Origin of the sequence: Sporocytophaga myxococcoides (assembly GCF_000775915.1) — a bacterium.
GTDB lineage: Bacteria > Bacteroidota > Bacteroidia > Cytophagales > Cytophagaceae > Sporocytophaga > Sporocytophaga myxococcoides_A.
On sequence record NZ_BBLT01000005.1, the window covers coordinates 202,047 to 226,666 of the forward strand.

General features: G+C 35.5%; 19 protein-coding genes. 15 read left to right on the forward strand and 4 right to left on the reverse strand.

What is annotated here, in order from left to right; genetic code table 11:
- Nucleotides 1-5 precede the first annotated feature (5 nt).
- Complete coding sequence (locus MYP_RS13480) at nt 6-350, reverse strand: hypothetical protein (RefSeq protein ID WP_045464313.1); 345 nt, start codon at nt 348-350, stop codon at nt 6-8.
- A gap of 4 nt (nt 351-354) precedes the next feature.
- Nucleotides 355-531, reverse strand: a complete 177-nt coding sequence (locus MYP_RS26095) for a hypothetical protein (protein WP_156140586.1) — start codon at nt 529-531, stop codon at nt 355-357.
- 297 nt (nt 532-828) lie between these two features.
- Between MYP_RS26095 and MYP_RS13485 the strand changes: the two genes are divergently transcribed.
- Nucleotides 829-1,680: a HEPN domain-containing protein gene (locus MYP_RS13485; protein ID WP_045464315.1), complete on the forward strand. Its 852-nt coding sequence runs from the start codon at nt 829-831 to the stop codon at nt 1,678-1,680.
- 85 nt (nt 1,681-1,765) lie between these two features.
- Here MYP_RS13485 and MYP_RS13490 read toward each other — a convergent pair whose 3' ends face one another.
- Together MYP_RS13490 and MYP_RS13495 are read right to left on the reverse strand one after the other, a co-directional pair.
- The gene (locus tag MYP_RS13490; protein WP_045464317.1) at nt 1,766-2,095 is read right to left on the reverse strand and encodes a YegP family protein; all 330 of its coding nucleotides are present in this window, start codon (nt 2,093-2,095) and stop codon (nt 1,766-1,768) included.
- A gap of 294 nt (nt 2,096-2,389) precedes the next feature.
- Nucleotides 2,390-2,851: a DUF6998 domain-containing protein gene (locus MYP_RS13495; protein WP_045464319.1), complete on the reverse strand. Its 462-nt coding sequence runs from the start codon at nt 2,849-2,851 to the stop codon at nt 2,390-2,392.
- Nucleotides 2,852-3,155: 304 nt separating this feature from the next.
- Between MYP_RS13495 and MYP_RS13500 the strand changes: the two genes are divergently transcribed.
- From MYP_RS13500 to MYP_RS13565, 14 genes are all read left to right on the forward strand, one after another.
- The gene (locus MYP_RS13500; protein WP_045464684.1) at nt 3,156-5,342 is read left to right on the forward strand and encodes a type I restriction-modification system subunit M; all 2,187 of its coding nucleotides are present in this window, start codon (nt 3,156-3,158) and stop codon (nt 5,340-5,342) included.
- Between the two features lie 4 nt (nt 5,343-5,346).
- On the forward strand, nt 5,347-6,684 hold the full coding sequence (locus MYP_RS25115; RefSeq protein ID WP_052430197.1) for a restriction endonuclease subunit S: 1,338 nt from the start codon (nt 5,347-5,349) through the stop codon (nt 6,682-6,684).
- A complete protein-coding gene (locus MYP_RS13510) occupies nt 6,681-9,719 on the forward strand; it encodes a type I restriction endonuclease subunit R (RefSeq protein WP_045464321.1) in 3,039 nt (1,012 codons plus the stop codon). The genes MYP_RS25115 and MYP_RS13510 overlap by 4 nt, the downstream gene beginning before the upstream one ends.
- A gap of 60 nt (nt 9,720-9,779) precedes the next feature.
- Entirely contained in the window at nt 9,780-11,027 is a 1,248-nt protein-coding gene (locus MYP_RS13515; protein WP_045464324.1) for an AAA family ATPase, read from the forward strand.
- Nucleotide 11,028: 1 nt separating this feature from the next.
- Nucleotides 11,029-11,526, forward strand: a complete 498-nt coding sequence (locus MYP_RS13520; protein ID WP_052430198.1) for a hypothetical protein — start codon at nt 11,029-11,031, stop codon at nt 11,524-11,526.
- Between the two features lie 125 nt (nt 11,527-11,651).
- Nucleotides 11,652-12,455 carry a PDDEXK-like family protein gene (locus MYP_RS13525; RefSeq protein WP_045464325.1) on the forward strand — a complete coding sequence of 268 codons (804 nt, stop codon included), beginning with the start codon at nt 11,652-11,654 and terminating at the stop codon, nt 12,453-12,455.
- 1 nt (nt 12,456) lies between these two features.
- Entirely contained in the window at nt 12,457-13,059 is a 603-nt protein-coding gene (locus MYP_RS13530) for a hypothetical protein (RefSeq protein WP_045464327.1), read from the forward strand.
- Nucleotides 13,060-13,109: 50 nt separating this feature from the next.
- Complete coding sequence (gene greB / locus MYP_RS13535; protein WP_045464329.1) at nt 13,110-13,586, forward strand: transcription elongation factor GreB; 477 nt, start codon at nt 13,110-13,112, stop codon at nt 13,584-13,586.
- A gap of 763 nt (nt 13,587-14,349) precedes the next feature.
- Entirely contained in the window at nt 14,350-14,700 is a 351-nt protein-coding gene (locus MYP_RS13540; RefSeq protein WP_370568878.1) for a GxxExxY protein, read from the forward strand.
- Nucleotides 14,701-15,251: 551 nt separating this feature from the next.
- Complete coding sequence (locus MYP_RS13545) at nt 15,252-16,904, forward strand: S8 family peptidase (protein ID WP_045464331.1); 1,653 nt, start codon at nt 15,252-15,254, stop codon at nt 16,902-16,904.
- 1,148 nt (nt 16,905-18,052) lie between these two features.
- Nucleotides 18,053-20,101, forward strand: a complete 2,049-nt coding sequence (locus MYP_RS13550; protein ID WP_045464333.1) for a HelD family protein — start codon at nt 18,053-18,055, stop codon at nt 20,099-20,101.
- 315 nt (nt 20,102-20,416) lie between these two features.
- Entirely contained in the window at nt 20,417-21,067 is a 651-nt protein-coding gene (locus MYP_RS13555) for a hypothetical protein (RefSeq protein ID WP_045464335.1), read from the forward strand.
- Nucleotides 21,068-21,321: 254 nt separating this feature from the next.
- A complete protein-coding gene (locus MYP_RS13560) occupies nt 21,322-23,679 on the forward strand; it encodes a TonB-dependent receptor (RefSeq protein WP_052430199.1) in 2,358 nt (785 codons plus the stop codon).
- 53 nt (nt 23,680-23,732) lie between these two features.
- Nucleotides 23,733-24,617, forward strand: coding sequence for a DUF4249 family protein (locus tag MYP_RS13565; RefSeq protein WP_197060082.1), 885 nt, complete (start codon nt 23,733-23,735; stop codon nt 24,615-24,617).
- Nucleotides 24,618-24,620 lie beyond the last annotated feature (3 nt).

The window sequence follows — 24,620 nt, forward strand, 5'->3', positions numbered from 1 at the left end:
GACAACTAAAAATCCGGCATAGTTATTCCAGAATTCATGAGCTTGTTTTGTATCTGAAAGAAAAACTTTTCTAAGTCTACTTGACTAAATGTATTTGTGAAAAAATGAATTCTCTTGCAATATTTTTTATAATCTTTAAAGCAAGTAGCGTAATAAGCAGCAAAATCTTTTAAGTAGTCTTTACTGATATATTTATCTTCAATTACAATGGTTTTTATCTTAAGACCTTGAGTTCCTAAATATTCTTTTAAATATAAATATTGTCGCTTATTTTGAATGACATCGACTGGGGTACTGTCATTGGAAAGTTCCTGAGCAAGGATATCCTCGGAGTATGAAAGGACTTTCACTCTATTAAAGTTTTACAACAGACTTTAATTTAGAAGGATCAATTGCTTTTCTTAGTATGGATTCCTGTTGTTTTTGGAATATATTTTCAATGCTGGCTTTCATTTCAGGAGAGGTAAAGTCAACTTTTTTAACTTCCCAATCAGCTCCTTTTATGATAATTTTGTTAATTTTTTTTGCCATAGTTTTGAAAAAGATCTTCAAACCTATTTATTAGATTTTAAAAACCAATAAATTTTGCTAAATTTTTTGGTTAGTGTTAAATTTTTTAATCGGTGAGTATAGTAAAAATAATAAACTCATCATACATATTTCATTACCTGTGTTTTATCAGCCATTAGAAATTATTGAATCTCAATCCTCATCTGGCCCTTCACTAATCTTATCACTTTGTAAGTACTGATTACAAATTATTTTTACGATTATTTAAACGATTTTTTTTTCTAACTTAGAGATTTAGGAAAAAACAATATTAACTCATTGATTGCCAGTTTAGATTTTTTGCCGGAATACAAACAGGAGGAGCTGAAGCTTATCACAGATCTGGTTGTGGAAAAGATGAAGCCTGCTAAACTGCTGCTTTTCGGAAGTTATGCGCGGAATACCTGGGCTGAGGAGGAAAAAGTAGAAGAGGGTAACCGGTTGATTTTCAAAAGTGATTACGACATTCTGGTCATTACTTCTGAAGAACTGGGCAATGTCTCCAGCACCAGATGGCGCAAGACCAAACAAAAGCTGAAGAAGCTGGAATTGTCCACAACTGTTACAGCCATCCACCACAGCGCTGACTTCATCAATAAAGAACTCAAAGCCGGTAGTTATTTCTTCACCGATGTGATCCGTGAGGGGATTGTATTATACGATTCCGGAGAGGTGACTCTAGCAACTCCTGGAAAGGTAAATCCGGATGCGGTGCTTAAAAGGGCTAAAGAGGAGTATGAATACTGGTTTAAAAATGCAGAACAATTTCAAAAAGGCTATAGAATGTATTTTGAAGATGGAGATTATAAGTTTGCTGCATTTCATCTTCACCAAGCCACTGAAAGCTTTTACTCAGCTGTTGCCTTAGTCTTCACACATTACAAAGGCAAGAACCATGACCTTGATGAATTAGGTAAGACTGCTGCGGTAATCAATAGAGAATTCCGAACTGTATTCCCAAAAGAAACCCAAGAACAGATTGATCGTTACGAGCTGTTGAAGAAGGCTTATATTGATGCAAGATATAAGAAGGGGTATACGATTACGAAAGAGGATTTGGAGTATTTGAGTGAGAGGATAGAGGTGTTGAGGGAGTTGGTGAAGAGGGTTTGTGAGGAGAGGCTGGGGTGAAGGATTATCTTAGCTTCTTATTGAAATTTAAATAATCCCCTTCTGACTAAGCTCAGCAGGGGATTTTAGTTTGAGAATATAAAGATTAAGCTAAATCTTCAATCGGAGCAGTAGGAGCATCTCTTTTTACTGCTTCAATTCCGTTTTCTCTTGCTTGTATGGTAGTGTACATTTCACTAACACCAATGACTTCTCCATTTGCAGCTTTTAATACAAAATAATAATAGTTGTTAGTAGATATTTTTCTTTCGTACTTACTGTCATAAGGAGCATTTGCTTTGACGGAGGCAATCCCATTTAAACACGATTGCTTTGTGGTGTAGCCTTCTCCGGAAAGAATGTTTTCTCCATTTCTGGCCTTTAAACGATAGTAATATTGTGTACTTCGGTTCACCTGAAATTTAGGGTTGTTCATTTTATTGAATTTTTTATTATCTAATAAAAGTATTGGCTTGCAACGCAATCCATTTGCGTTGAATAGATTTTTTATTATTTTTTTGAAATATTTTTTGTCTATCTTGAGAGAATAACATCATCAGTATTGGGATTATAATTAAATGATATGGGCTGATGAAACTGTTACTAGGTTTGAGGCTCATAGTAGGAAAGTTTTTTAAATGTGCTACAGGTGAAGTGTTCTTCACTAAAAATGAATTAATTGTAAACCATCGTTTTAATTTTATCGGCTTTACAATGCTGAGGCATTAGTTCAAGAAAATCTTTTAGGAATTCTTTGGCCTTCTTCAACTTTAGATGATAGTTCCTTTAAAGCTTTTATTGGGAAGCTTAATAATTCTTTTCCAAAGCCTTTTCGATGACTGTATGCTTGATTGATTATTTTACCTGGTCCATTGAAAATTTCGGATATTGTTCCGTCTTCTTCAAATTTTAATCCTAGATAATAGTCGCAGCAGTTTTTAAAGGTAAGGCTGTTTTTAAATGTAGCTTTTATCTGTACTTTCTGTCCGGTTGAAGTAACTCCATCGTAATGTTTCTCTAATTTTTCGTATAGTTTAAGATCATACAAAACCTCAGCAGCTATTTCACCAAGGTCCCCGACTAATCTTCCATCCATCGTGAACTCTTTATGTGGATATCGTGCTTTTAGCTCTTTTATGATTGCTTGTATTTCAGAAATTTTGTTTTTGACGAATTGAAGATTATTTTCCATATTTTTTTGTTGGTAGAATTCCCCTGCAAGACAAACGGAAATTTCCAGATTTTATAAGAGTTTTATAAGGTGCAGATTTTTAGGTTCTTTAATGTCGAATTTTTATTTTATCCCAGCTTTTCGATTGCTTCCTATGTTTCAAAATATTACGAGCTTCCAATTGAGGAGAAACCTTTCTGTTCCCATTCAATGTAGACATGGCTTGAGCAGATTTGCAAATTTCTATTTCGTCCTATTGCGGTCATCAAAATTTTATTGTATTCTTATTGGTTATAAAAACTAAATTTTATTAATGACCCCTCAAATGAATTCCGCTCACAGCGATCTGGTTGGTTTTATCTGGAACATAGCCAATAAATTGCGTGGGCCATATCGTCCTCCTCAATACAGAAGGGTAATGTTGCCAATGACGGTTTTACGTCGGATGGACTCTGTGCTTGAAAATAATAAAGATCAGGTAATTCAACAATATCAGAAACTGAAAGCGCAGAATCTTTCTGAAGAAGCCATTCATAAGATTATAGCTACCAAAGCTTCTGGTGATCGCAATCACCCTTTATACAACATTAGTCCTTTTACCTTCAAAAAAATGTTGGGGGATCCTGATGGTATTGCCAAAAACCTTGTAGCTTATATCAATAGTTTTTCTCCAAAGGCATTGGAGATCTTTGAAAAATTTGATTTTGAAAAAGAGATTGAAAAACTGGACAGTGCCAACCGCTTGTTTACCATTGTAAAAGAATTTGCAGATATTGACTTGCACCCAGATAGGGTATCGAATCTGAACATGGGTTATGTGTTCGAAGAGCTGGTAAGAAAATTTAACGAACAGGCCAATGAAGAGGCGGGAGACCACTTTACACCCCGTGAAGTAATTGGCTTAATGGCTAATCTTTTATATACAGATGAAGAGGAAGTTTACAAACCTGGCATTGTGCGCACTATCTATGATCCTACATGTGGAACAGGTGGGATGCTTTCAGTTTCAGAAGAATACATTAAGGAACAGAATCCCCAAGCCAATCTGGTACTGTTTGGACAGGAATACAATCCTGAATCGTGGGCAGTATGTTGCTCAGACCTTTTGATAAAAGATGAGTCTGTGGATAACATTGTATTTGGCGATACGCTTGGGGATGGAAAAACTGGTGACGGACACCCTCAGGAGAAATTTCACTACATGATGTCTAACCCGCCTTTTGGAGTAGAATGGAAACCGCAGCAGGACTTTGTGGTTAAAGAATACAATACCTCAGGTTTTAAGGGCAGGTTCGGACCCGGACTGCCAAGGATCAACGATGGAGCCTTGCTGTTTCTTCTGCATATGATTTCCAAGATGCACGATGCTCCGGAAGATGGTGGAGATGGATCTAAGATTGGTATTGTTTTCAATGGATCGCCTTTGTTCACAGGGGACGCAGGCTCCGGGGAAAGTAACATCAGAAGGTGGATCATTGAAAATGACTGGTTGGATGCTGTAGTGGCATTGCCCGACCAGTTGTTTTACAATACCGGCATTTTTACCTATATCTGGATTGTAAGCAATAAAAAACAGGCCAACAGAAAAGGAAAGGTTCAGTTGATCGATGCTACTAAGCATTTTCAGAAAATGCGCAAGAGCCTGGGGAATAAACGTAATGAATTGTCCGATGCGCACATCGCTGAAATAACCAGGCTATATGGTGAGTTTAAACACGACAATACATCTAAAGTATTGATAGATGGAGAAAGCAAGGAAAAGATCTGTTCCAAAATTTTTAACAACAGGGAGTTTGGATATTTGAAAATTACGGTAGAGAGACCTCTAAGACTTAATTTCACCATTTCTGATGAACGCATAGAACGACTAAAAGATGAAACTGCTTTTGCAGCCTTGACAGAAAGCAAGAAAAAAGACAAATCTGAAAAAGAGGCGGAAATCAAAGAAGGTCTTGCTTTACAGGAATCGATATTAGAAGCCTTATCAAAATTTAAAACAGATAAACAATACAAGGATCGGGAGAAATTCCTGAAGGTGCTGGACAACGCTTTGAAAAACCTCAAACTTGCACCTGCTTTGAAAAACCTCAAACTTGCACCTGCTTTGAAAAAAGCAATACTATCTGCCTTATCTGAAAGGGATGCGGAGGCAGAAATCTGCAGAGACAGCAAAGGCAACCCTGAGCCGGACGCTGATTTACGTGATACCGAACTTGTGCCTCTTCCAGGCAAAATTTCTTTGCCTTTGCCACTGGACTATGATGCTAAGGCAGACAATAAAGAGTTGCTCAAGCTGGTAAAAAAACATATTGATGAGTACCTGAAAAAAGAAGTACTCCCGCATGTGCCGGATGCCTGGGTGGATTATTCTAAAACTAAAGTGGGATATGAAATACCACTGAACCGTCATTTTTATGTGTACGAGCCTCCCCGTGGTCTGGACGAGATTGAATCAGAAATTGAAAAGGTAGAAGCGGAGATTCTGGAAATGTTGAAGGATTTGAAATTGTAATGAAATGAAAAAACAAGCGTCGGGTTCTAAATTAAGTGAAAGAAAAAAGCAGGAAAATTGGGAGGAAACTCGTTTGCAATTTCTGTCAACAATAAAAAATAGCAACGTTGATAAGAAAGCAGAAGAAAACGAGGATCACGTATTGCTGTGTAATTACGTAGATGTTTATTATAATGATTTTATTACCTCGGAAATTTCTTTCATGCCTGCGAGTGCCACTAAAGAAGAAATTTCAAAATTTCAAATTTTAAAAGGGGATGTAATTATTACCAAAGATTCAGAATCAGCAGATGATATTGGGATACCAGCTTTGGTTGATGAAGTATTAGATAATGTTATATGTGGTTATCATTTAAGTTTGATTCGACCATCTAAGGATATATGTCCATTATATCTGTTATATTTTTTTCAGTCAACCTATGCACAATCATATTTTGAAATTTACGCAAATGGAGTTACTAGATTTGGACTTCCTTTGTATGCAATAAAGAAGATTCCAATTCTACATCCTAAATACGAATCACAAGTTTTGATTGCAGAATATTTACAATCAAAAACTGCTCAAATAGACGCTCTCATTTCCAAAAAAGAAGAACTCTTAAAACTTCTTGCAGAAAAAAGAACAGCTCTTATTACCAAAGCTGTAACCAAAGGTTTAAATCCTGATGTGAAAATGCAAGACTCAGGAGTGGAATGGTTGGGGGAGATTCCGGAGCATTGGGAGGTGAAGAAGATTAAATTTGTTGCGAATTGTAATGTTGACAAGTTGCCCGATAATACAGATCCCGACTTTGAGATCAGGTATGTAGATATTTCAAGTGTTAATTTTGACCATGGAATAACTAATAAGGAAGATTATGTATTTGAAAAAGCCCCATCTAGAGCAAGAAGAAGAGTTACCAATGGGGATACAATTGTGAGTACAGTTAGAACTTATTTAAAAGCTATTGCTTATGTTGAAAGTCCTGAACCTAATTTGATTGTTTCAACCGGTTTTGCTGTGTTAAGTCCTAAATCTAATTTTATTTCCTCTAAATTTTTTAGCTATTTATTGAAGTCACAACCATTTATTCAATATGTAATGGCAAATTCAAATGGCGTAAGTTATCCAGCTATTAATCCTTCATCTATCATGGATTTTTATATGGTAATCCCTCCATTTAAAGAACAGAATGATATTGAACAGAAAGTTGAAGGTATATTATCGTCATCAGTATTAATTGAGTCAAAGATAATTAAGGCCATTGAGCAACTCAAAGAATACCGCACCGCACTTATCACTCACGCTGTTACAGGCAAGCTAGATCTTTCAAAGTATCAAAGTGAGGAGGAGGCCTCATGAGCAAACACAAGGAAATACGATTTGAAGAATATATAGAGCAATATCTGCTTACGCAAGCAGGCTATTGTAAAGGAAATCCAAAAGATTTTGATGCGGTAAAAGGAATTTTTGAAAAAGACTTTCTTGAGTTTATAGCTATAAGTCAGCCTTCCCGCTGGAAGACCTTACAGGAGTTTCATGGCAAATCAGCCGGAGAGGCGCTTGTAAAAGACCTGTTAAAAGAACTTGCAGCCAAAGGAGTGCTACATGTTTTGCGACATGGTTTCAAATGCTTTGGCAAGCTTTTTCGACTGGCATATTTTGCTCCCAATACCAATTTGAATCCCACAGCCTGGGAAGACTATCAGAAAAATATACTTACTGTAAATCGGCAGGTACATTTCAGCGAAAAAAATCGTGAACTGTCATTGGACATGGTGCTGGCTGTTAATGGTATTCCTGTTGTGACCCTGGAGCTGAAAAATGCCATGACCAACCAACGGGTAGAGAATGCTATAAGACAATACAAAGAAGACCGAGATCCGGAAGAAGCCATCTTCCGCTTCAAAGAAAGAAGCCTGGTGCATTTTGCCTTAGATACCGAAATGGTATTTATGACTACCCGGTTAAATAAGGAAAAGACCTTTTTTCTGCCCTTTAACAAGGGGTACAACATGGGCGGAGGAAACCCGCCTTCCGAAGATGGTAATTATCCGGTTGCCTACCTTTGGGAAGAAATACTTACCAGAGACAGCCTTTTGGACATAATAGGAAGGTTTATACATCTTCAGGTAGAAGAAAAACAGGAGCTGACCGAAAAAGGTCTGAAAACGGTCAAAAAGGAAACGATGATATTTCCCAGGTATCATCAGATCAGTGCAGTAAGGCAACTGGTCGGTCATTCGAGGGAACATGGAGCAGGCAGAAATTATCTGATACAACATTCTGCAGGCTCCGGCAAGTCCAACTCTATCGCATGGCTGGCCCATCGTTTGTCCAGTTTACACAATGAGCAGGATGAAAAAATATTTGACACGGTCGTCGTTATTACCGACCGCAGAATACTGGATCAGCAGTTGCAGGACACCATCTATCAGTTTGAGCACAAACAAGGAGTTGTACAAAAGATAGACGAAAATACTCAGCAGCTGGTCAAAGCCTTGTCAACGGGAGTCCCGGTTATTATTTCCACCATACAGAAATTTCCATTTATTTTCCAGGCTATAGAAACCCTGGAGAAAAAAGGAGAAAAGATAGAACTAAGCACCAAAGGGAAAACATTTGCAGTCATAGTGGATGAAGCCCATAGTTCCCAATCCGGAGAAGCTGCTATGGAACTTCGAAAAGTACTGAACAAAGACGGTATTGAATCAGCCATTGCAGAGCAGATACTTGACATGGAAGATGAGCCCTTGTCAGATGAGGCAAAAGAAGCGATGGCAAGAGAAATGCTTAAAAGGCCAAGACAGAAAAATATCAGTTTCTTTGCCTTTACAGCTACGCCAAAATATAAAACCCTTATTTTCTTTGATGAACCAGGAAAAGAAGGAAAGTTTCCCTTCCATCATTACAGCATGAAACAAGCCATAGAAGAAGGCTTTATCATGGATGTACTGAAACATTATACAACCTATACAACTTACTTTAAACTGGTAAAATCGGCAGAAGATGATCCGAAGCTTCCGAAGAATAAAGCAGCTAAGGCACTTGCCAGATTCCTTGTAACGCATCCTTATAACCTGCGACAAAAGGTAGAGGTGATGGTTGAGCATTTCAGATTAAACACCCGGCATCGTATAGGAGGCATGGCCAAAGCTATGGTAGTAACAGGCTCAAGATTGCAGGCCGTAAGATATAAACAAACTTTTGATTCCTATATCAAAGAAAAAGGTTATACAGATATTAAATCACTCGTAGCCTTTTCAGGTTCGGTTAAAGATCCTGATCTCAATGATGTAGAATACACAGAGCCAGGTTTAAATTTGGGAATAAAAGAAACAGAATTACCTCAGAAATTTTCAACAGGAGAGTATCAGGTATTAATTGTTGCAGAAAAATATCAGACAGGCTTTGATCAGCCTCTGTTACATACCATGTACGTGGATAAGAAGCTGTCAGGGATACAGGCTGTACAAACACTCTCAAGATTAAACAGAACAGCCCCGGGCAAATCAGAAACCTTTGTACTCGACTTCCAGAATGAACCGGCGGAGATATACAATGCATTTAAACCCTATTATACTGAGACTACAATTGAAGAGGTAACAGATCCGCATCAGTTGTATCGCCTGCAACACTCCATTGAAGATTGGAGAAGTTATACAGAGGAAGAAATAAATGCTTTTTGTGAGGTCTGGTTTAGAAAGCGACTGGAGTCAACACCAGGAGAGCATAAAGCAATGGATACAATCGTAAACAAGGCTGTAGAGCGCTTTAAACAATTGAAAGAAGAAGAACAAGAACAGTTGAAAGGCCAATTGTCAGCATTCAGGAATTTGTATGCATATTTAAGTCAGGTGATACCCTTCCAGGATTCCGATCTTGAAAAATTATATACGTACTTAAGATTTTTAATTTTAAAATTACCTAAAAGAGAGTCAGATGTTACGATAAAGATAGATGATGATGTAACACTAAAATATTACAGATTGCAAAAAATAAGTGAAGGGTCTATTGATTTGAAAGTAGGAGAACCCGAACCCTTATATGGTCCTACAGAAGTAGGAACTGCGGGGCTTAAAGATGAAAAAGTAGTTTTATCAGAATTAATTGAAAAGCTTAATGAACGCTTTGGAACAGATTTCAAAGATGCAGATCGATTATATTTTGAACAGGTAAAACAGGCTGCAGTGGAAAATGAAAAAATCAAAGAAGCTGCACAGGCAAATACCATGGATAATTTTCGTCATATCTGGGAGAAAATGATCACTACCATTCTTATCGATAGGATGCAGGGAAATGAGAAAATTTTCCAGAAGCTGATGGATGATAAAATTTTTCGGGGTATGGCATCAGAACATTTGATGAAAGAGGTGTATAATTGGCTGAGAAGATAGAGCAAACCTTAATGTTAAATTCAATAATTTACTTACCTTTAAAATTATTATTATACAGGTATGAGCAGGATTAGAGTAAAAAATTTCGGTCCTATTAAAGAAGGGTATCAGGAAAACGATGGCTGGATGGATATCAAAAAGGTAACAACTTTTATTGGTAACCAGGGATCGGGAAAAAGTACTGTCGCAAAATTGATTTCTACTTTTATGTGGATTGAGAAAGCTTTATATAGGGGAGATTTTACGAATGATCCGTCTAACTATTCAGATATATTTTCTTTCAAACGTTTAGGGTATCACCGGTTACAAAATTATTTTCAATACACTCAAGGTAGTGAGTCAATACTGGAATTTGAAGGAGTTTCATTTAATATTAGGTATGAATCTGGAGATTTAAGTATCGAAAAAATTGACAAAAAGCATTATGAATTGCCGCAAATAATGTATGTTCCTGCCGAAAGAAATTTTATTTCATATGTAGAATCACCAAAAGAATTAAAACTTTCATCAGAATCATTGACTGAGTTCTTGACAGAATTTAACAGAGCAAAAGATGCGTTAAACGGTTTTACGAGACTGCCAATTAATGATGTAGGAATTGAATATGATGATTTTTCTGATCGTATTGAACTAAAAGGGAGGGGTTTTTCAGTAGATCTTACTGAAGCTTCCAGTGGCTTTCAATCTCTGGTACCATTATACATTGTATCGCAATTTTTGGCAAACAGAGTCAGAAAGAAAGGGAATAATAGTAAGGAGCCTATGAGTAGCGAGGAATTAGAAAGATTTAAGAAGGGCATAGAAGAAATTTATACCAATGAGGATTTTTCGGAAGAGCAAAAACGAGCTGCTATTTCCGTACTAACTTCCAGGTTTAATAAAACAGCTTTCATAAACATAGTTGAAGAACCAGAGCAAAATCTTTTTCCTGCATCTCAATGGCAAATGCTACAGAGCTTATTGAAATTTAACAACATGAGTCCTGGAAATAAACTGATAATGACGACTCACAGTCCATATATCATTAATTTTTTAAGCATTGCCATACAAGGTTTTGAACTCAAAAGAAAAATTGAACAATCAGGAAAATCAGACAAACTTTTGTCGAGGTTAAAAAACGTTATTTCACTTGATGCTCTTATTCCATCAGAAGATTCTGTAGTTTACCAATTAGACGAACATAAAGGGACTATTCAGAAACTTTCTTCACCGGAAGGTATACCATCAGATAGAAATTATTTGAATGATATGCTAAGAGAAGGAAATATTTTGTTTGATACATTACTCGAAATAGAAGAAGAAATCTGATATGAATTTTTTTGATAAAACTTGTCAGGAACCTCCCATCAATCATGTAAAATTCGGAATCTGTGATGATGAGGGTGGAGGAAAAGCATACACGGACCTAACTGATGAAGCTAAATGGATTGCTACAATTGTTAATGAAAATGAGCTTTCTCTTACATTCACTGCAATTGATAAATGTGTAATAAAAGATGGGGAAGAAACTGGAAGGGGGAGATGTGATGGGATGTTAACCTCTTCAAATCATCTTTACTTAATGGAACTTAAATGTGTAAAGAAAGGTGGGGAGTGGAAACAAGGAGCAATAGAGCAATTGGTATCTACAATCCAATTTTTGTATGAGTATCACGAGGAAGAGGTAGTAAAGTTCAGACACAAAAAGGCATTTGCTTGTAATAAACGAGTTCCCAGATTTCAGGAAATTGATAATGAATACAACAAGTGGTTTTGGAGGACATATGGTTTTAGGATAGATGTCCAGGCTGAGATAATTGTGGTTTAAAGCTTTTTTTTAGAAGAGGGATAGTTCTCTAATTCATTGTATATATGTAGTTATTTCTTTGTTGAAGTTATCAGCCTTTGTCTCATATTAAATAGAATTTTTACTAGCGGTTTCTATTTTAGATTATGCATATTTTTTATTTAAATCAGGTTATTACTGAAATTACTAATGTTAATAAAATAATTAAACAAAGGAATTATGCTTCTATTAATAGTTTATTAGAAGAGCTGCCAGAGAAGCAAGATATCATAAAGGAGAGGTATGTTAATGCTTTTACTTTTTTAGAGAAGGCTATTGGTATCAAGGAGGAAGTAGAAGTTTTGAATCATAAACATAGCTTGAAACTTAATCCTTTTAAGTATTTTGGTATAAATGAAACTAAACATAGTTTCTTGTTAAGCATGTTGCTCAACCCCAAGGGTGACCATGGACAAGGGACACGTTTCTTAGAAATTTTCCTCAAACAACTTGGAATTGAAAAGCCAGAATCAGGAAGCTGGACCGTTACTGCAGAGGTTGGAAGGATTGATATTTTAATTAAACGTTCAGAGCCAGCCAGTGTAATCGTAATCGAGAATAAAAGTAATTATGCTATAGATCAACCAAATCAATTATACAGGTACTGGTATCAGGAGATACATCAGGTAAATCCTGGGATAGATTACAATAGCAATGATTATTTAAAGAATTTTCGAGTTGTCTACTTAAGCCCGGCATCTTGGAAGCTTCCGGATGAATGTTCATGCCTAAGACCAGATAATCCTGATCTTTTCCATTTACCTGAAAGAATACCTTGCCATATTGACTATTGGCATTTCAATGATCATATAAATGAATGGTTAAATGAGTGTATTAAAACTGTTTCTGATCAGAATGTCAGATTACGAGAATATTTAAAGCAATATCTAGAAACTATAAAAGCGCTATAATATGCAACAAGAATTTCTTAACATGGCTACCACTGTTTTTGATAATGTAGATAAGTGGAATGCATTTATTGATTTATATAATAATAAAGATGCAATTAGAGTCACTTGGGTTAACAAGTTAAAGCAATCATTGATAGAGCATTTCAGAATCAAAGACATTGCAATAGGATGGGAATTTAATGTATATGGCGACATGAACTGCTGTAAGTGGTACCTTACTGATTTTGGCCCTGATTCACTCTGTCTGAGATTCTGGGTAAATTATGGAGGAAATCCAGGGTTAATGCTTTGGGTTCATAAAGATAAATTTGATTCTGCTAAAATTACTGAATCGTTGAGGAATGAAAAGTACATTCCCTTGCTTGCAGCCTTAAAAGCGGATCGTGTTGAAATCAATGATTGGGATAAAGCAATCTCTGAAAAACAGTTTTATTTTGATTCTCCATTTGATGGTAATTTCGATTATGATCATTTTGCATGGTATGCAGGCAATGAGACAGAGAAGGTTGTTAATCAAATTGCAGATAAAGTTAACAAGATTAGAAAAAGTCAGGAATTGACAAATCTGTTAATTGAATTAAATCAAAGTAGCAGAAAGTTATAGGCCATAATACTAACCTCATATTACATCCATTACTCTTTGAACACCTCAACATGAAAACGCTCTTAATAACTCCGGAAGGTTTAGAAAAATTAATAGCCGAGTTGGATCATTTATGGCGCGTAGAACGGCCAGACACCACGCAGAAGGTAGCTTGGGCTGCAAGTCTTGGAGATCGTTCTGAAAATGCAGATTATCATTACAATAAGAAGCGATTGCGGGAAATTGATAGGCGCGTGCTTTATTTACGGAAACGTATTACTGATTTGAAAGTCGTGAATTATACACCTTTCCAGGAAGGCAAAGTAATGTTTGGTGCGTGGGTAGAGATTCAAAATGACAGAGGCGAACAAAAACGCTTCCGGATAGTGGGGTATGATGAGATCTTTGATACCACCAAAGACTACATCTCCATAGACTCACCAATGGCAGTCGCTCTGATGAAAAAAGAAGTAGGTGATGAAGTAGTAGTAAAAACAGGTGCGGGGGAATTTATCTGGCGTATTACCAGAATAGAGTATCAGAAGTAATTTCTGTAATCGATCAATGAAATTTTTATGTAATGAAGTATAAATACATTTTAACCTTATGATTCCGGAATTACTAAGGTCTTTTATAAAAATCCTGATTTGAATTCAAATAGGTCGGTAATAAGTTTATGATTTTTTGTCTGGTATAACTGGGTTTTCGGTATTTTTTATCCTCATAATTTTCATAGGAATTACCCTTGTTGTAATGTTTCTTTTACACCTACTGTTGAAAATAATACTCCTAAGGTTGAGAGTTCAAAACAGTTCAAATAAGGTTTTATTTTATATAGCTTTATTTGTATTAGCACTCCTACTTTCATATAGTATTTTAGCAGTTCATTATGCCATAAGAGGAGAAGGGATATTCTAATTTTTTTGATGCAGATGAATTAATTCTGGTTTAATACTTCTTTGTATCAATGGGTTATTGCTTTTTTAATTTAAAAATTATAATCTTGCAACAGTTCAACCAGAAGTATAACCAGCTAGGCATTTCTGAGTGTGCGTTTAAAGCAAAAATGTCTGAACCACTGATTTTTTGTGATTGAATGATTATTATGATTAATTCAACTTGGAAATTCAAATTATCTCATATCGCAGGCTCTGGAAATGATGTAAACTAAAGTAATCAGTTAAATCATTAGCAAAGGGGATTTGATATTAAATAATGATTATTATGTCAGGCAATCATGTCAATTAAAAAAATCAATTTTAAATCAGTGGTCAAAGAATCATGTCAATCAAATAATCATTTTTAAAATCAGTGGTAAACGAAGAATATAAGTATTCCCGTGAGACATCGAAAGTGATAGGATGTGCCATGGAGGTCCATTCATCATTAGGTAATGGATTTCAGGAAGTAATTTATCAAAAAGCGCTAAAGATAGAGATGGAGGAACGGGGAATTACATTTTCCAGAGAACACGTAATGCCCATTTATTACAAGAACAAACATATAGGTACACGAAGAGTAGATTTTTTAGTGGAAGGAATAATATCAGTAGAATTAAAAGCAGTGAGCAGACTGGAACCGGTACATTTAGCTCAAGCCCTTAATTATCTGGAAGCATATAATCTTGAAGTAGGGCTATTAACTTTGGCGCAAAGAGTTTAGAATTTAAGCGTATCATTAATAATAAAAGGAAATACCACTGATTTTTTGTGATTGAAATGATTTTTATAATTAATTCATATTGGAAATCATATTATTCTCAAAAATTGCAGTCTCTGGAAATGATGTAAATCAAAGTAATTTTTTTAAATCATTGGGGGACGTAATTGGGGGGATTAAATAATGATTAGAATGATGATTATTTTGTTCAGGCAATCATATATATCAAAACAATTCTTTTTAAATCAGAGGTCAAATAATTATTTCAATCAAAACAATCATTGTTAATTAGTGGTAAAGAAATCATATAAATCAAAATAATCACTTTTATAATCAGTGGTTCAGACATTTAGTGTATTATACATAAAAAGGAAAATACCGCTAATTTTTAAATCAGTGGTAAAGTAATCATGTCAATCAATTCAATTACTTTTAAATCAGTGGTTGATAATGCAAAAAAGGATTTTTCGTTAAATGTATTCATGAATTTGAAATTTAATTGCTATAATACTTAAAAGTTTTTTTTCAATAATTTATTCATTACAAGATTCTCTATGAAAAACAGGGTTTTAGTAAATCTTTTACTATTAAATGTATTTTTTTCTTTTTCAGTTCTTGCACAGTCGCAATCCTCTGTAAATGCATTTCCTAAGAAAAATATCAATTGGTACAATGCAGATCTTAAAGAAGATAAAATAGCAGGGGCAAGTGTCAATAAAGCATATAACCTTTTACTGAAAGATAAAAAGACCCGTAAGACGGTTATCGTTGCTATTATAGACAGCGGAGTGGATATAGATCATGAAGATCTGAAGGGCAGGATATGGGTCAATGAAAAGGAAATACCAGGTAATGGTATAGACGATGATGGAAACGGATATGTGGATGATATACATGGCTGGGGATTTCTCGGAAATGATAAAGGCAAAAACATTGAGACAGAAACGTATGAATTTGTAAGAATGCTCAGAAAATATGATCCTGTTTTTAAAAATATACAATCAGAAGCTGATGTTCCAGCTGATCAGGTGAATGACTATAGTTTATATCTTAAAGTCAAAGCGAAGCATGAAGCTGAAGTAGAAGAACAAACTAAGTTGAATGAAACCCTTAAGAAGTTTGAAAAGATACTTACGGATGTTGAAAAAGTTGTTCTTAAACATCTTGGAACCAGCACATATACTGTAGATGATTTAAAGGAAATTACCAATGCCAACCGGAGCGTTTTATATGCGCGCGACTGGTTGCTTGATAGGTATAAACAAGGGTTTAGCCGTGAAGAGTTGGAGAGCATGAAAAAGAGGACTGAAACACAACTGAAAGAAAATCTGAATTTAAGTTATAATCCGAGAGAGATCATTGGTGATGATATTGAAAACATAAATGATAGTATTTATGGTAATAACGATGTGAAAGGCCCAAGAGCGGACCATGGCACCCCGGTATCAGGAGTGATTGGGGCAATACGTGGCAATGGAACGGGTATTGATGGAATTGCTGAAGATGTCAGATTTATGGTCTTAAGGGCTGTGCCCAATGGAGATGAATATGATAAGGACATTGCCCTGGCTATTCGCTATGCAGTAAACAATGGCGCAAATGTGATCAATATGAGTTTCGGTAAAGAGTTTTCACCGCAAAAAAAGTTTGTGGACGATGCTATCCGATATGCGGAAGAGCGTAATGTCCTTCTGGTGCATGCAGCAGGTAATAGCGCTTATGATATTGATGAAATCATTCATTATCCAAGCAGGGTTTGCAATGATGGGAATTCCGTCGGTAATTGGCTGGAGGTCGGAGCGAACAGTATAAAGGCCAATAAGAAGCTATGTGCCAGTTTCTCCAATTATGGAAAAAAGAATGTTGCCTTATTTGCTCCAGGAGAGGAGATTGTTTCTCTGACAGAAGGAAACTTGTATGCTATGGTTAGTGGAACCAGTTTTGCTGGTCCGGTAGTATCAGGAGTTGCAGCCTTAGTATGGTCTTACTATCCGGAACTCACCGCTGTTGAATTGAGAAATATCTTATTGAACACATGTACAAATTTAAATAAAAAGAAAGTCCTGATTCCGGGCGGAAAGCCAGATGCTGCTAAAGTTCCGTTTTCTAATCTTTCATCTACAGGAGGAATTGTGAATGCCTATCAGGCCCTTTTGATGGCAGAAAAAATAGTAAGTGAAAAGAAATCGGCAAATGCTGAATATTGAAGGTAAAGGATTAAATAATTTATGAATTAAGAATCCTCTTTGTGTCTGTCCCCCAAGTTATAGCCATAACCGTTAACTTAACCAAATATAGATTCTTTAAATTGGCTATGGTAGGACAGGCAAGATTTCTAGCAATATTACAAAGCTATGAAAGTTTGGAGAAAAGTCCTGACCTCGAAGAGGTCAAATGTATATAGATAAGATTAGACCAATAACATATGACCCTGTAGGGGGCGTACCAAGGCAATGTTCCAACCATCTATAAATATTCAATCCCTTCAGGATTGTGAGATTGTCTGAATCAGGAAATACAGGATTTTTAGAAGTAACAGGATTTAGTAATTGCACTATGTTTTTAAATTGACATGCCACGGAAAAGAAAAAAGCCCCCGATTTTCGGGAGCTTTTCTATGTTTCTTTAAAATGCAAATTCAAAACTTTTTACCTCACCAACTCCATATCTCTGATCCCTGCGTATAAAGGTTTAATCACCCATTGGCCAGACCTGTCTATCATTCTCCAATAAATGATCTTGCTTTTTTCTCAAAGGGCATTGGATCTGTCAGTATCACCGGCTATTGAATGGGTACAAAATAAAACCAAAAAAGATGAAAGTAAAATAAAAGTTTTCATGTTGTATGTAAATTTTAATATGCAAAAATATGAATTTTGGAGCATAGAAAGATGAAGAGAATGGGTGAAAATTTGTAGAACATAGGTGTTTGGTTTTCAGTTGGATAGTAAAGAGGAAAGCTTAAAGTTTAAAGTTGAAAGTTTAAAGTAGAATGTTTCAAGTTTAGAATATTAATCCTTAATATATTTGCCTTATATTTTGCCAAATAGTTTAAGCCACATTTTTTTAGAAAAGTCATATATTTCGCAAGCTCGATATGGTAAAGGCCAAGCACAGTGTTATGAGTATAATCTTACCATCCTGGGCCCCTCGAAGGATCTGATAGTTATAAATAAAATCTACAACTATAATCAGGAGTCTGCCAGAAAGGTATAGTTTATTCTTTTTAAAAACTCAGATATTTCGCTCGTCAATATGATAAAGCTTTTGAACGTTCAGACGTTTCTTGGGTTTGGTATGAACAAAAAGTTAAAGTTTCTGGTATCTTTGCGGTCCACTTTCCTAAACTATCCCTATGATCAATGCGACAGAGCAAGAAGAAAGAGAATACCTTGAAGAGATTAAGGAAAAACTTACGCTGGCAGTTAGGCATATAGATGACACTGTAAAGCAATATTCAGAGGAGATGAGGCAGAAAAAGCAATACATCCATGAGCAAAAGTCGGGCATGGATGAAGCTGAAATGGTTGCTGCCGATCAATCTATTAACCGTATGGCTTTTACAGGAGGAGCAGCAGTTGAAAGAAAACGTAAGCTGATCAAGCTGAGTCAGTCTCCTTACTTTGGACGAATAGATTTTATTGGGAATGATCATATAAGAGTGCCTGTATATATTGGCATCTATTCTTTTGCAGACATGGAAAAGCGTGTGAACCTGATCTATGACTGGCGTGCACCGATATCCTCCATGTTCTATGATTTTGAGCTGGGGGATGCATTTTACACCACACCTTCAGGAACAGTTCAGGGGGAGATTGTATTAAAACGGCAATACAAGATCAGAGACGGACGTATGGAGTTTATGATCGAAAACGAGATCAATATTCATGATGATGTTCTTCAGAAAGAGTTAGCAAGATCTTCTGATGACAAGATGAAGAACATTGTGGCAACTATTCAACGTGATCAGAATGCAGTCATCAGGAATGACACTTCGCGCATAATGGTTATCCAGGGAGTAGCCGGATCGGGTAAGACCTCTATTGCCTTGCATAGAATTGCTTTCCTTTTGTATCGCTTCAGAGATAGCATCGCAGCAAAAGATATCCTGATCATTTCTCCTAATAAAGTTTTTGCCGATTACATCTCTAACGTCCTGCCAGAGCTTGGGGAAGAGCACATTCCGGAGATGGTCATGGAAGAGCTGGCTTCAGACTTACTTGAAAAGAAATACAAGTTTCAAAGCTTCTTCGAGCAGGTGTCCAGTTTATTGGATGCTCATGATCCTTATTTTATTGAAAGGATCAAATTTAAGTCATCGTTTGAATTTCTTAGCAAGCTGAATCAGTACCTTCTCCATGTAGAGAATAACTATTTCAAATCTACAGATCTTAAGATAGGTCAAACGGTAGTTCCGGCTCATTTCATCCTTCAGAAGTTTAAGAACTATCATCGGATGCCTATGTTAAAAAGGTTTGATTTAGTAGTAAAAGACATACAGACATTTGTCAGAGAGGCCAAAGGGCAGAAGCTTACAGGAAGAGATAAGGCAAGGATCTGGGAATCTATACCCCGCATGTTCAGGTTTAACAATGTGTTTGATCTCTACAAAGACTTTTATCAATGGATCGACAGACCAGACCTGTTCAAAACAGATCAGCAAACGGGGTTAGAGTATGCGGATGTTTTTCCTTTGATCTATTTCCGTTTACGTCTTGAGGGGATAAGTACATTTGATAGAGTAAAGCACTTGCTGATTGATGAGATGCAGGATTATACTCCGGTCCAGTATGCAGTGTTGTCCAGACTGTTTCCCTGCAAAATGACTATACTGGGAGATATCAGTCAGACAGTAAATCCATACAGTGCTTCCTCAGCAGAAACTATTGAAAGAGTATTCCCATCTGCAGATATTGTAAAGCTGAACAGAAGTTACAGGTCTACCTGGGAGATTACTGCTTTTGCTCAGCGCATAGTACCTAATCCTGATATCATACCGATGGAAAGGCATGGCCAGGAACCGATAGTGTCACGCTTTAGCAGCAAAGAGGAGGAGTTACATGCCATCAAAGAAATGATTACTCATTTCAGAAGTTCAGGAAATCAATCTCTTGGCATTATTTTCAAGACCCAGAAACAGGCAGAAAAGGCTTATCAGGACCTAAAAGCAGAAGGAGTTTATTTACTTACTGATGAATCTACTTCATTTAAAGAAGGTGTCAGTATTAGTTCTGCTCATTTGGCTAAAGGGCTTGAATTTGATGAGGTGATTGTACCTTATGCTACAGAAGATAATTATAAAACGGATGTAGATAAAAGTATGTTGTATATAGCATGCACACGTACGATGCATCAGCTCACAATTACTTATACAGGAGAAGTTACAGAGTTTTTATTGCAATAGGGAAGAGAGGGGCGATAGTTGAGGATGTAGGTTTACTCATCTAAACGCCTTTATTTCAATAGTGAGGAATGTCAGATTATAGAATTGAAGTGGTGAAATTATAGATTATAAAGGATTTAGAGGAAACAGATATTAGTGAACGGATAATTTTTAAAAAACTATGTTTAATAGATAGAACGTAATTGCATTTGAGAATAGGAGAAAGATTTACTCTGGTTGTAAGTTGTGTACAATATGATTTGTCAATACAAAATAATTTAGGTAATTTGTATAAAAATTATATTTGAATATGTTTAAGATTTAAATCATAAATCAATGAAAGCTAGATTTTTAGGAGTTGTATTTTTATCTATTATCAGTTTTACTTTTTCCTTTGCCCAGAAATCAAAGAATTTTGATTATGGTACCCTTAAGGATGATAGTATTTATACAAATTCTTATTTTAATTTGAAAATGGACATTCCTTCCAGCTGGCATGTTCAATCAAAGGAAGAAGTAAAGCAAATCATGAAGAGTGGAGAAAATTTAGTCACTGGAGATGATGAAAAACTAAAAGCCTTAGTGAAAGCTGCTGAAATAACAACCGCTAATTTTCTAACTGTTTTAAAATATGAACGTGGAGCCCCCGTGGATTTTAATCCGAGCTTTATCCTGATGGCTGAAAATATTTCATCTTCTCCTGGAATTAAAAGTGGAGCCGATTATTTGTTCCATACAAGGAAGTTTATGAAACAAACACAACTTAATTATAAGTTAACTGATGAGGACTTTAAGAGTGAAGTTTTCGGAGGAAAAACATTTCATAAAATGCATGCAGAAATTGACTATTCGGGAGTATTGATTCAGCAGGATTATTACGCAACGATTATAAACGGATTCTGTTTGAGTTTCATTTCATCTTATATTGATGAAGAACAAAATGCTGAACTATTGAAGATCATAGGTTCTATGCAATTTAAAAAGTAGCTGTTTGGGGGCCTTACATTTTTATCAGGTACATATTCATTGGAACTTATTTATCAAATATTGGTATCAATTTTTTAAGTGTTTCTTGATTGTCAGATTTTAATGTTAATGCTTTAACCAAGTGTCTGGATTCATTTGAAAGTGATGTTTAACTAAGATATTATTCAAGTTTCATTATATAATTCAGTTGTTTGCATAGGAAAGTAAAAATACAAAATTAGATAATCCAATATTGTTCAATTTGATTTTTATAAATGTACTTTTTCTATAGACCAATTCTTTTTTTATTATTCATAACTGTTTCTTATCAGAAGTTGTCAGCACAGGTAAATGCCAATAGTATTTCAATTAAGGGGCATATTAAAGAATCATCTGGCAATGAACCTATTGTAGGAGTGGTGGTGAGCATACCTGCTATCAACTTAAGCACAGCTACAGATACATCAGGATTTTATTCGCTTAGTTTTGAAAGCAAAGACACTCTTGAAGTCTTGTTTTTGATGCAGGGATATACTACTCAGAAGAAAAAGGTTTGGAATTCACAGGTGATTGATGTCAGGCTTATTTCAGACCAACATTTTTTGAAAGAGATTACCATTCTTGGGGAAGATACAGCTTATTTGAGCAGTAATGTACAAATGAGTAAAATTACCCTGTCGATGAAACAGGTTAATAGTGTTCCTTCATTGCTTGGAGAAAGAGATGTGATCAAAGTTTTGCAACTAATGCCTGGAGTACAAAAGGGTAGAGAAGGGAATACTGCCATGTATGTACGCGGTGGAGGTCCTGATCAGAACCTTATTATGCTGGATGGCATGCCTTTTTATAGTGCTTCGCATTTATATGGATTCTTTTCTCTGTTTAATTCAGATGTATTGCAAGATATAGAATTCACCAAAGGTGCATTTCCTGCAAAGTATGGAGGTAAGCTATCATCAGTGCTGGATATGACAATGAAGGAGGGGAATAAAAAGGAATATCATGGTGAGGTTGGTGTAGGAATTCTTTCATCCAAATTAATGCTTGAAGGTCCTATAAAGAAAGATAAGTGTTCCTTTATTATAGGGGCAAGAAGAAGTTATATGGATTTATTAATAAGTCCTTTCCTTCCTGACACTTCTAAGGTTTCGTATTATTTCTATGATATTAATGCCAAAGTGAATTGGGATATTAATCGCAGAAATAAAATCAGCTTCAGCTTTTATAATGGTAAAGATAATTTTAAAAGCAATTTTAAGAATTATAATTTTAGTAATAATACTCGCCTGAATTGGAATAATATACTTGGTAATCTTGTCTGGGATAATATTATATCTGACAAGCTATCATCAAGGTTGTCAATGGGTGCCAGTAAATTTTATATAAAGACAAAACAATATTTGTTCGAGGATAGTACAGGTTATGACTATCACTATAATAGCTCTATTAAGGATATAACGCTTAAGTATGAGTTCGCCTATAAACCATCTGAAAAGCATTCCATAAATGCCGGGATTCAGATGATCTTTCATCATTTTGCTCCAGGAGCATTCATTAAAGAATCAAGAGGAATGATCACTGACAAATCGGACATTCCAGTCAAATCGCAAGAGATGTCTATATATGTTGAAGAGACAGGCAGGCTTTCATCATTCTTTTCATATAATCTGGGAGGGAGGCTTACCAGATATAGTGTCAGAAATAAAGTATATATCAAGCCCGAACCAAGAGTATCTATGGCCTTTCATTTGAGTAAGAAATTTGCGATCAAAACATCTTATGCAGAAATGAACCAGTATGCTCTGATGCTTTCGCAAAATATATTAGGACCGCCACTGGATTTATGGGTACCGGCAACAAACAATATCACTCTTCAGAATTCTAAACAGGTAGCCCTGGGCATTGCAAAGGATTTTAAGCATAGTTTAACTTTAACAATAGAAGGTTATTATAAAAAGAGCTTTAATCTGGTTGATTATAAGGAAGGCGCTAGTTTTCTTGTTAAAAATTTTAATTCAAGTAGGTATTATACATGGGAAGAGCAGGTCACACAAGGGAAAGGTTGGACCTATGGAAGTGAGTTTATGCTTCATAAAAGGGCAGGCAAGTTTTCTGGTTGGCTGGCTTACACATTGTCATGGAACTGGATGCAATTCAAGGAACTTAATCTTGGGAGAAAATATCCTGCCAAATATGATCATCGGCATGATGCTTCTGTAGTAGTTATTTATAAGCCTAAAGATAAGTTTTCAATATCCATAACCTGGGTTTATTCATCGGGTAATGCATATACAATTCCTACCAGTATTACTCGTACAATAAATCCTTACCCAACAAATGGTGCATGGACAGAATATTATTATACGATTTATGCTCCTAAAAACAGCTATAGAATGCCGGCATACCACAGACTTGACCTTGGTGCACAATTTCACAAATCACTTAAAAGGAATATTTCAAGAGTATGGGATATTAGTATTTACAATGCATATAACCGGGAAAACCCATACTATTATTTTCTTGCCAAAGATGGATCAACTGATGCAGGTATTATAAAATATTCTCATTACAAATTGAATAAAATCGTTTTGTTTCCTATTATTCCTTCTGTTTCATATAGATTGATTTTCTGATGGTGCGTTCTTTTTTAATGTCATGTTTAATTCTTTTAACTATACCTACACTTGTGTCGTGTATAGAAGAAGCTGATGAAGTAAAAGTTCCTATTTCACTAAAAGACATGAAAATTGTAGTCAAGGGTTATGTAGGCCGGATTGATGCGAAAATATATGTAGGTCAGACATTGCCTTTTTTTAAAAAGAACAAATATCCTTTTAGTGAGCAATATATTAAGGACGCTATTGTGACAATTTCCGATGGAAATGATACTGTTTTGTTGTCTTATAACACCCATAATTATTCTGAAGAAAATGCATTTTATACTTCTTTAGATTTGTTACCCTTTGATTTTATTCCCGGACAGAAATTATTTCTTAATATCAACCTTCCTGATGGCAGGCATGTTGATGCCGTAACTACTGTTCCTGATGAAATTGATGTATCAATATCTAAAATCGATTCTATGTATGTGGATAATATGTGGCTCAATGGTTATCGCGTTATTAATAATTCATTAAATCCGGATTATGAGCAGAGATTTGGTGTTGGCTATATGTATTATAGTAAATTATTAAATTCTTCTAAAGATACTATTAGGGATAATAGAGGAAGTGGTACTGAAAGTATGAAAGATATGCTTGACGAAATGACTTATGATATTCCTTTCTATTATAAAAAAGATTTATATAGGGATGGAGGGGAGTATATTTCTTACAGAAGATATGAGTTTTTCAATTTTTTTTCTTTTACTAAGAATTTGAAAGATTATAACCTGGGTAAAAGATTTTCGGATAGACCACTTATTAAAGATCCTATATTTTCAAAAGACAGTCTGGACTTTTATGAGGAGCCTCTGTTTACTGAGCCTTTCTATTATAATTATTATTCAAACATCAACGGCGGCTTAGGCTTTTTTGAAGCATATCAGGAAAAGATAGTTTATGTGAGATAAGAA

Bases quoted from the DNA above. Each gene is read 5' to 3' on its own strand.
- MYP_RS13520 (WP_052430198.1), top strand. From the start codon at position 11,029: ATGAATTTTTTTGATAAAACTTGTCAGGAACCTCCCATCAATCATGTA.
- MYP_RS13550 (WP_045464333.1), top strand. From the start codon at position 18,053: ATGATCAATGCGACAGAGCAAGAAGAAAGAGAATACCTTGAAGAGATT.
- MYP_RS13500 (WP_045464684.1), top strand. From the start codon at position 3,156: ATGAATTCCGCTCACAGCGATCTGGTTGGTTTTATCTGGAACATAGCC.
- MYP_RS13545 (WP_045464331.1), top strand. From the start codon at position 15,252: ATGAAAAACAGGGTTTTAGTAAATCTTTTACTATTAAATGTATTTTTT.
- MYP_RS13495 (WP_045464319.1), bottom strand. From the start codon at position 2,851: ATGGAAAATAATCTTCAATTCGTCAAAAACAAAATTTCTGAAATACAA.
- MYP_RS13560 (WP_052430199.1), top strand. From the start codon at position 21,322: ATGTACTTTTTCTATAGACCAATTCTTTTTTTATTATTCATAACTGTT.
- MYP_RS26095 (WP_156140586.1), bottom strand. From the start codon at position 531: ATGGCAAAAAAAATTAACAAAATTATCATAAAAGGAGCTGATTGGGAA.
- MYP_RS13525 (WP_045464325.1), top strand. From the start codon at position 11,652: ATGCATATTTTTTATTTAAATCAGGTTATTACTGAAATTACTAATGTT.
- MYP_RS13555 (WP_045464335.1), top strand. From the start codon at position 20,417: ATGAAAGCTAGATTTTTAGGAGTTGTATTTTTATCTATTATCAGTTTT.
- MYP_RS13510 (WP_045464321.1), top strand. From the start codon at position 6,681: ATGAGCAAACACAAGGAAATACGATTTGAAGAATATATAGAGCAATAT.
- MYP_RS13530 (WP_045464327.1), top strand. From the start codon at position 12,457: ATGCAACAAGAATTTCTTAACATGGCTACCACTGTTTTTGATAATGTA.
- greB (WP_045464329.1), top strand. From the start codon at position 13,110: ATGAAAACGCTCTTAATAACTCCGGAAGGTTTAGAAAAATTAATAGCC.
- MYP_RS25115 (WP_052430197.1), top strand. From the start codon at position 5,347: ATGAAAAAACAAGCGTCGGGTTCTAAATTAAGTGAAAGAAAAAAGCAG.
- MYP_RS13490 (WP_045464317.1), bottom strand. From the start codon at position 2,095: ATGAACAACCCTAAATTTCAGGTGAACCGAAGTACACAATATTACTAT.
- MYP_RS13515 (WP_045464324.1), top strand. From the start codon at position 9,780: ATGAGCAGGATTAGAGTAAAAAATTTCGGTCCTATTAAAGAAGGGTAT.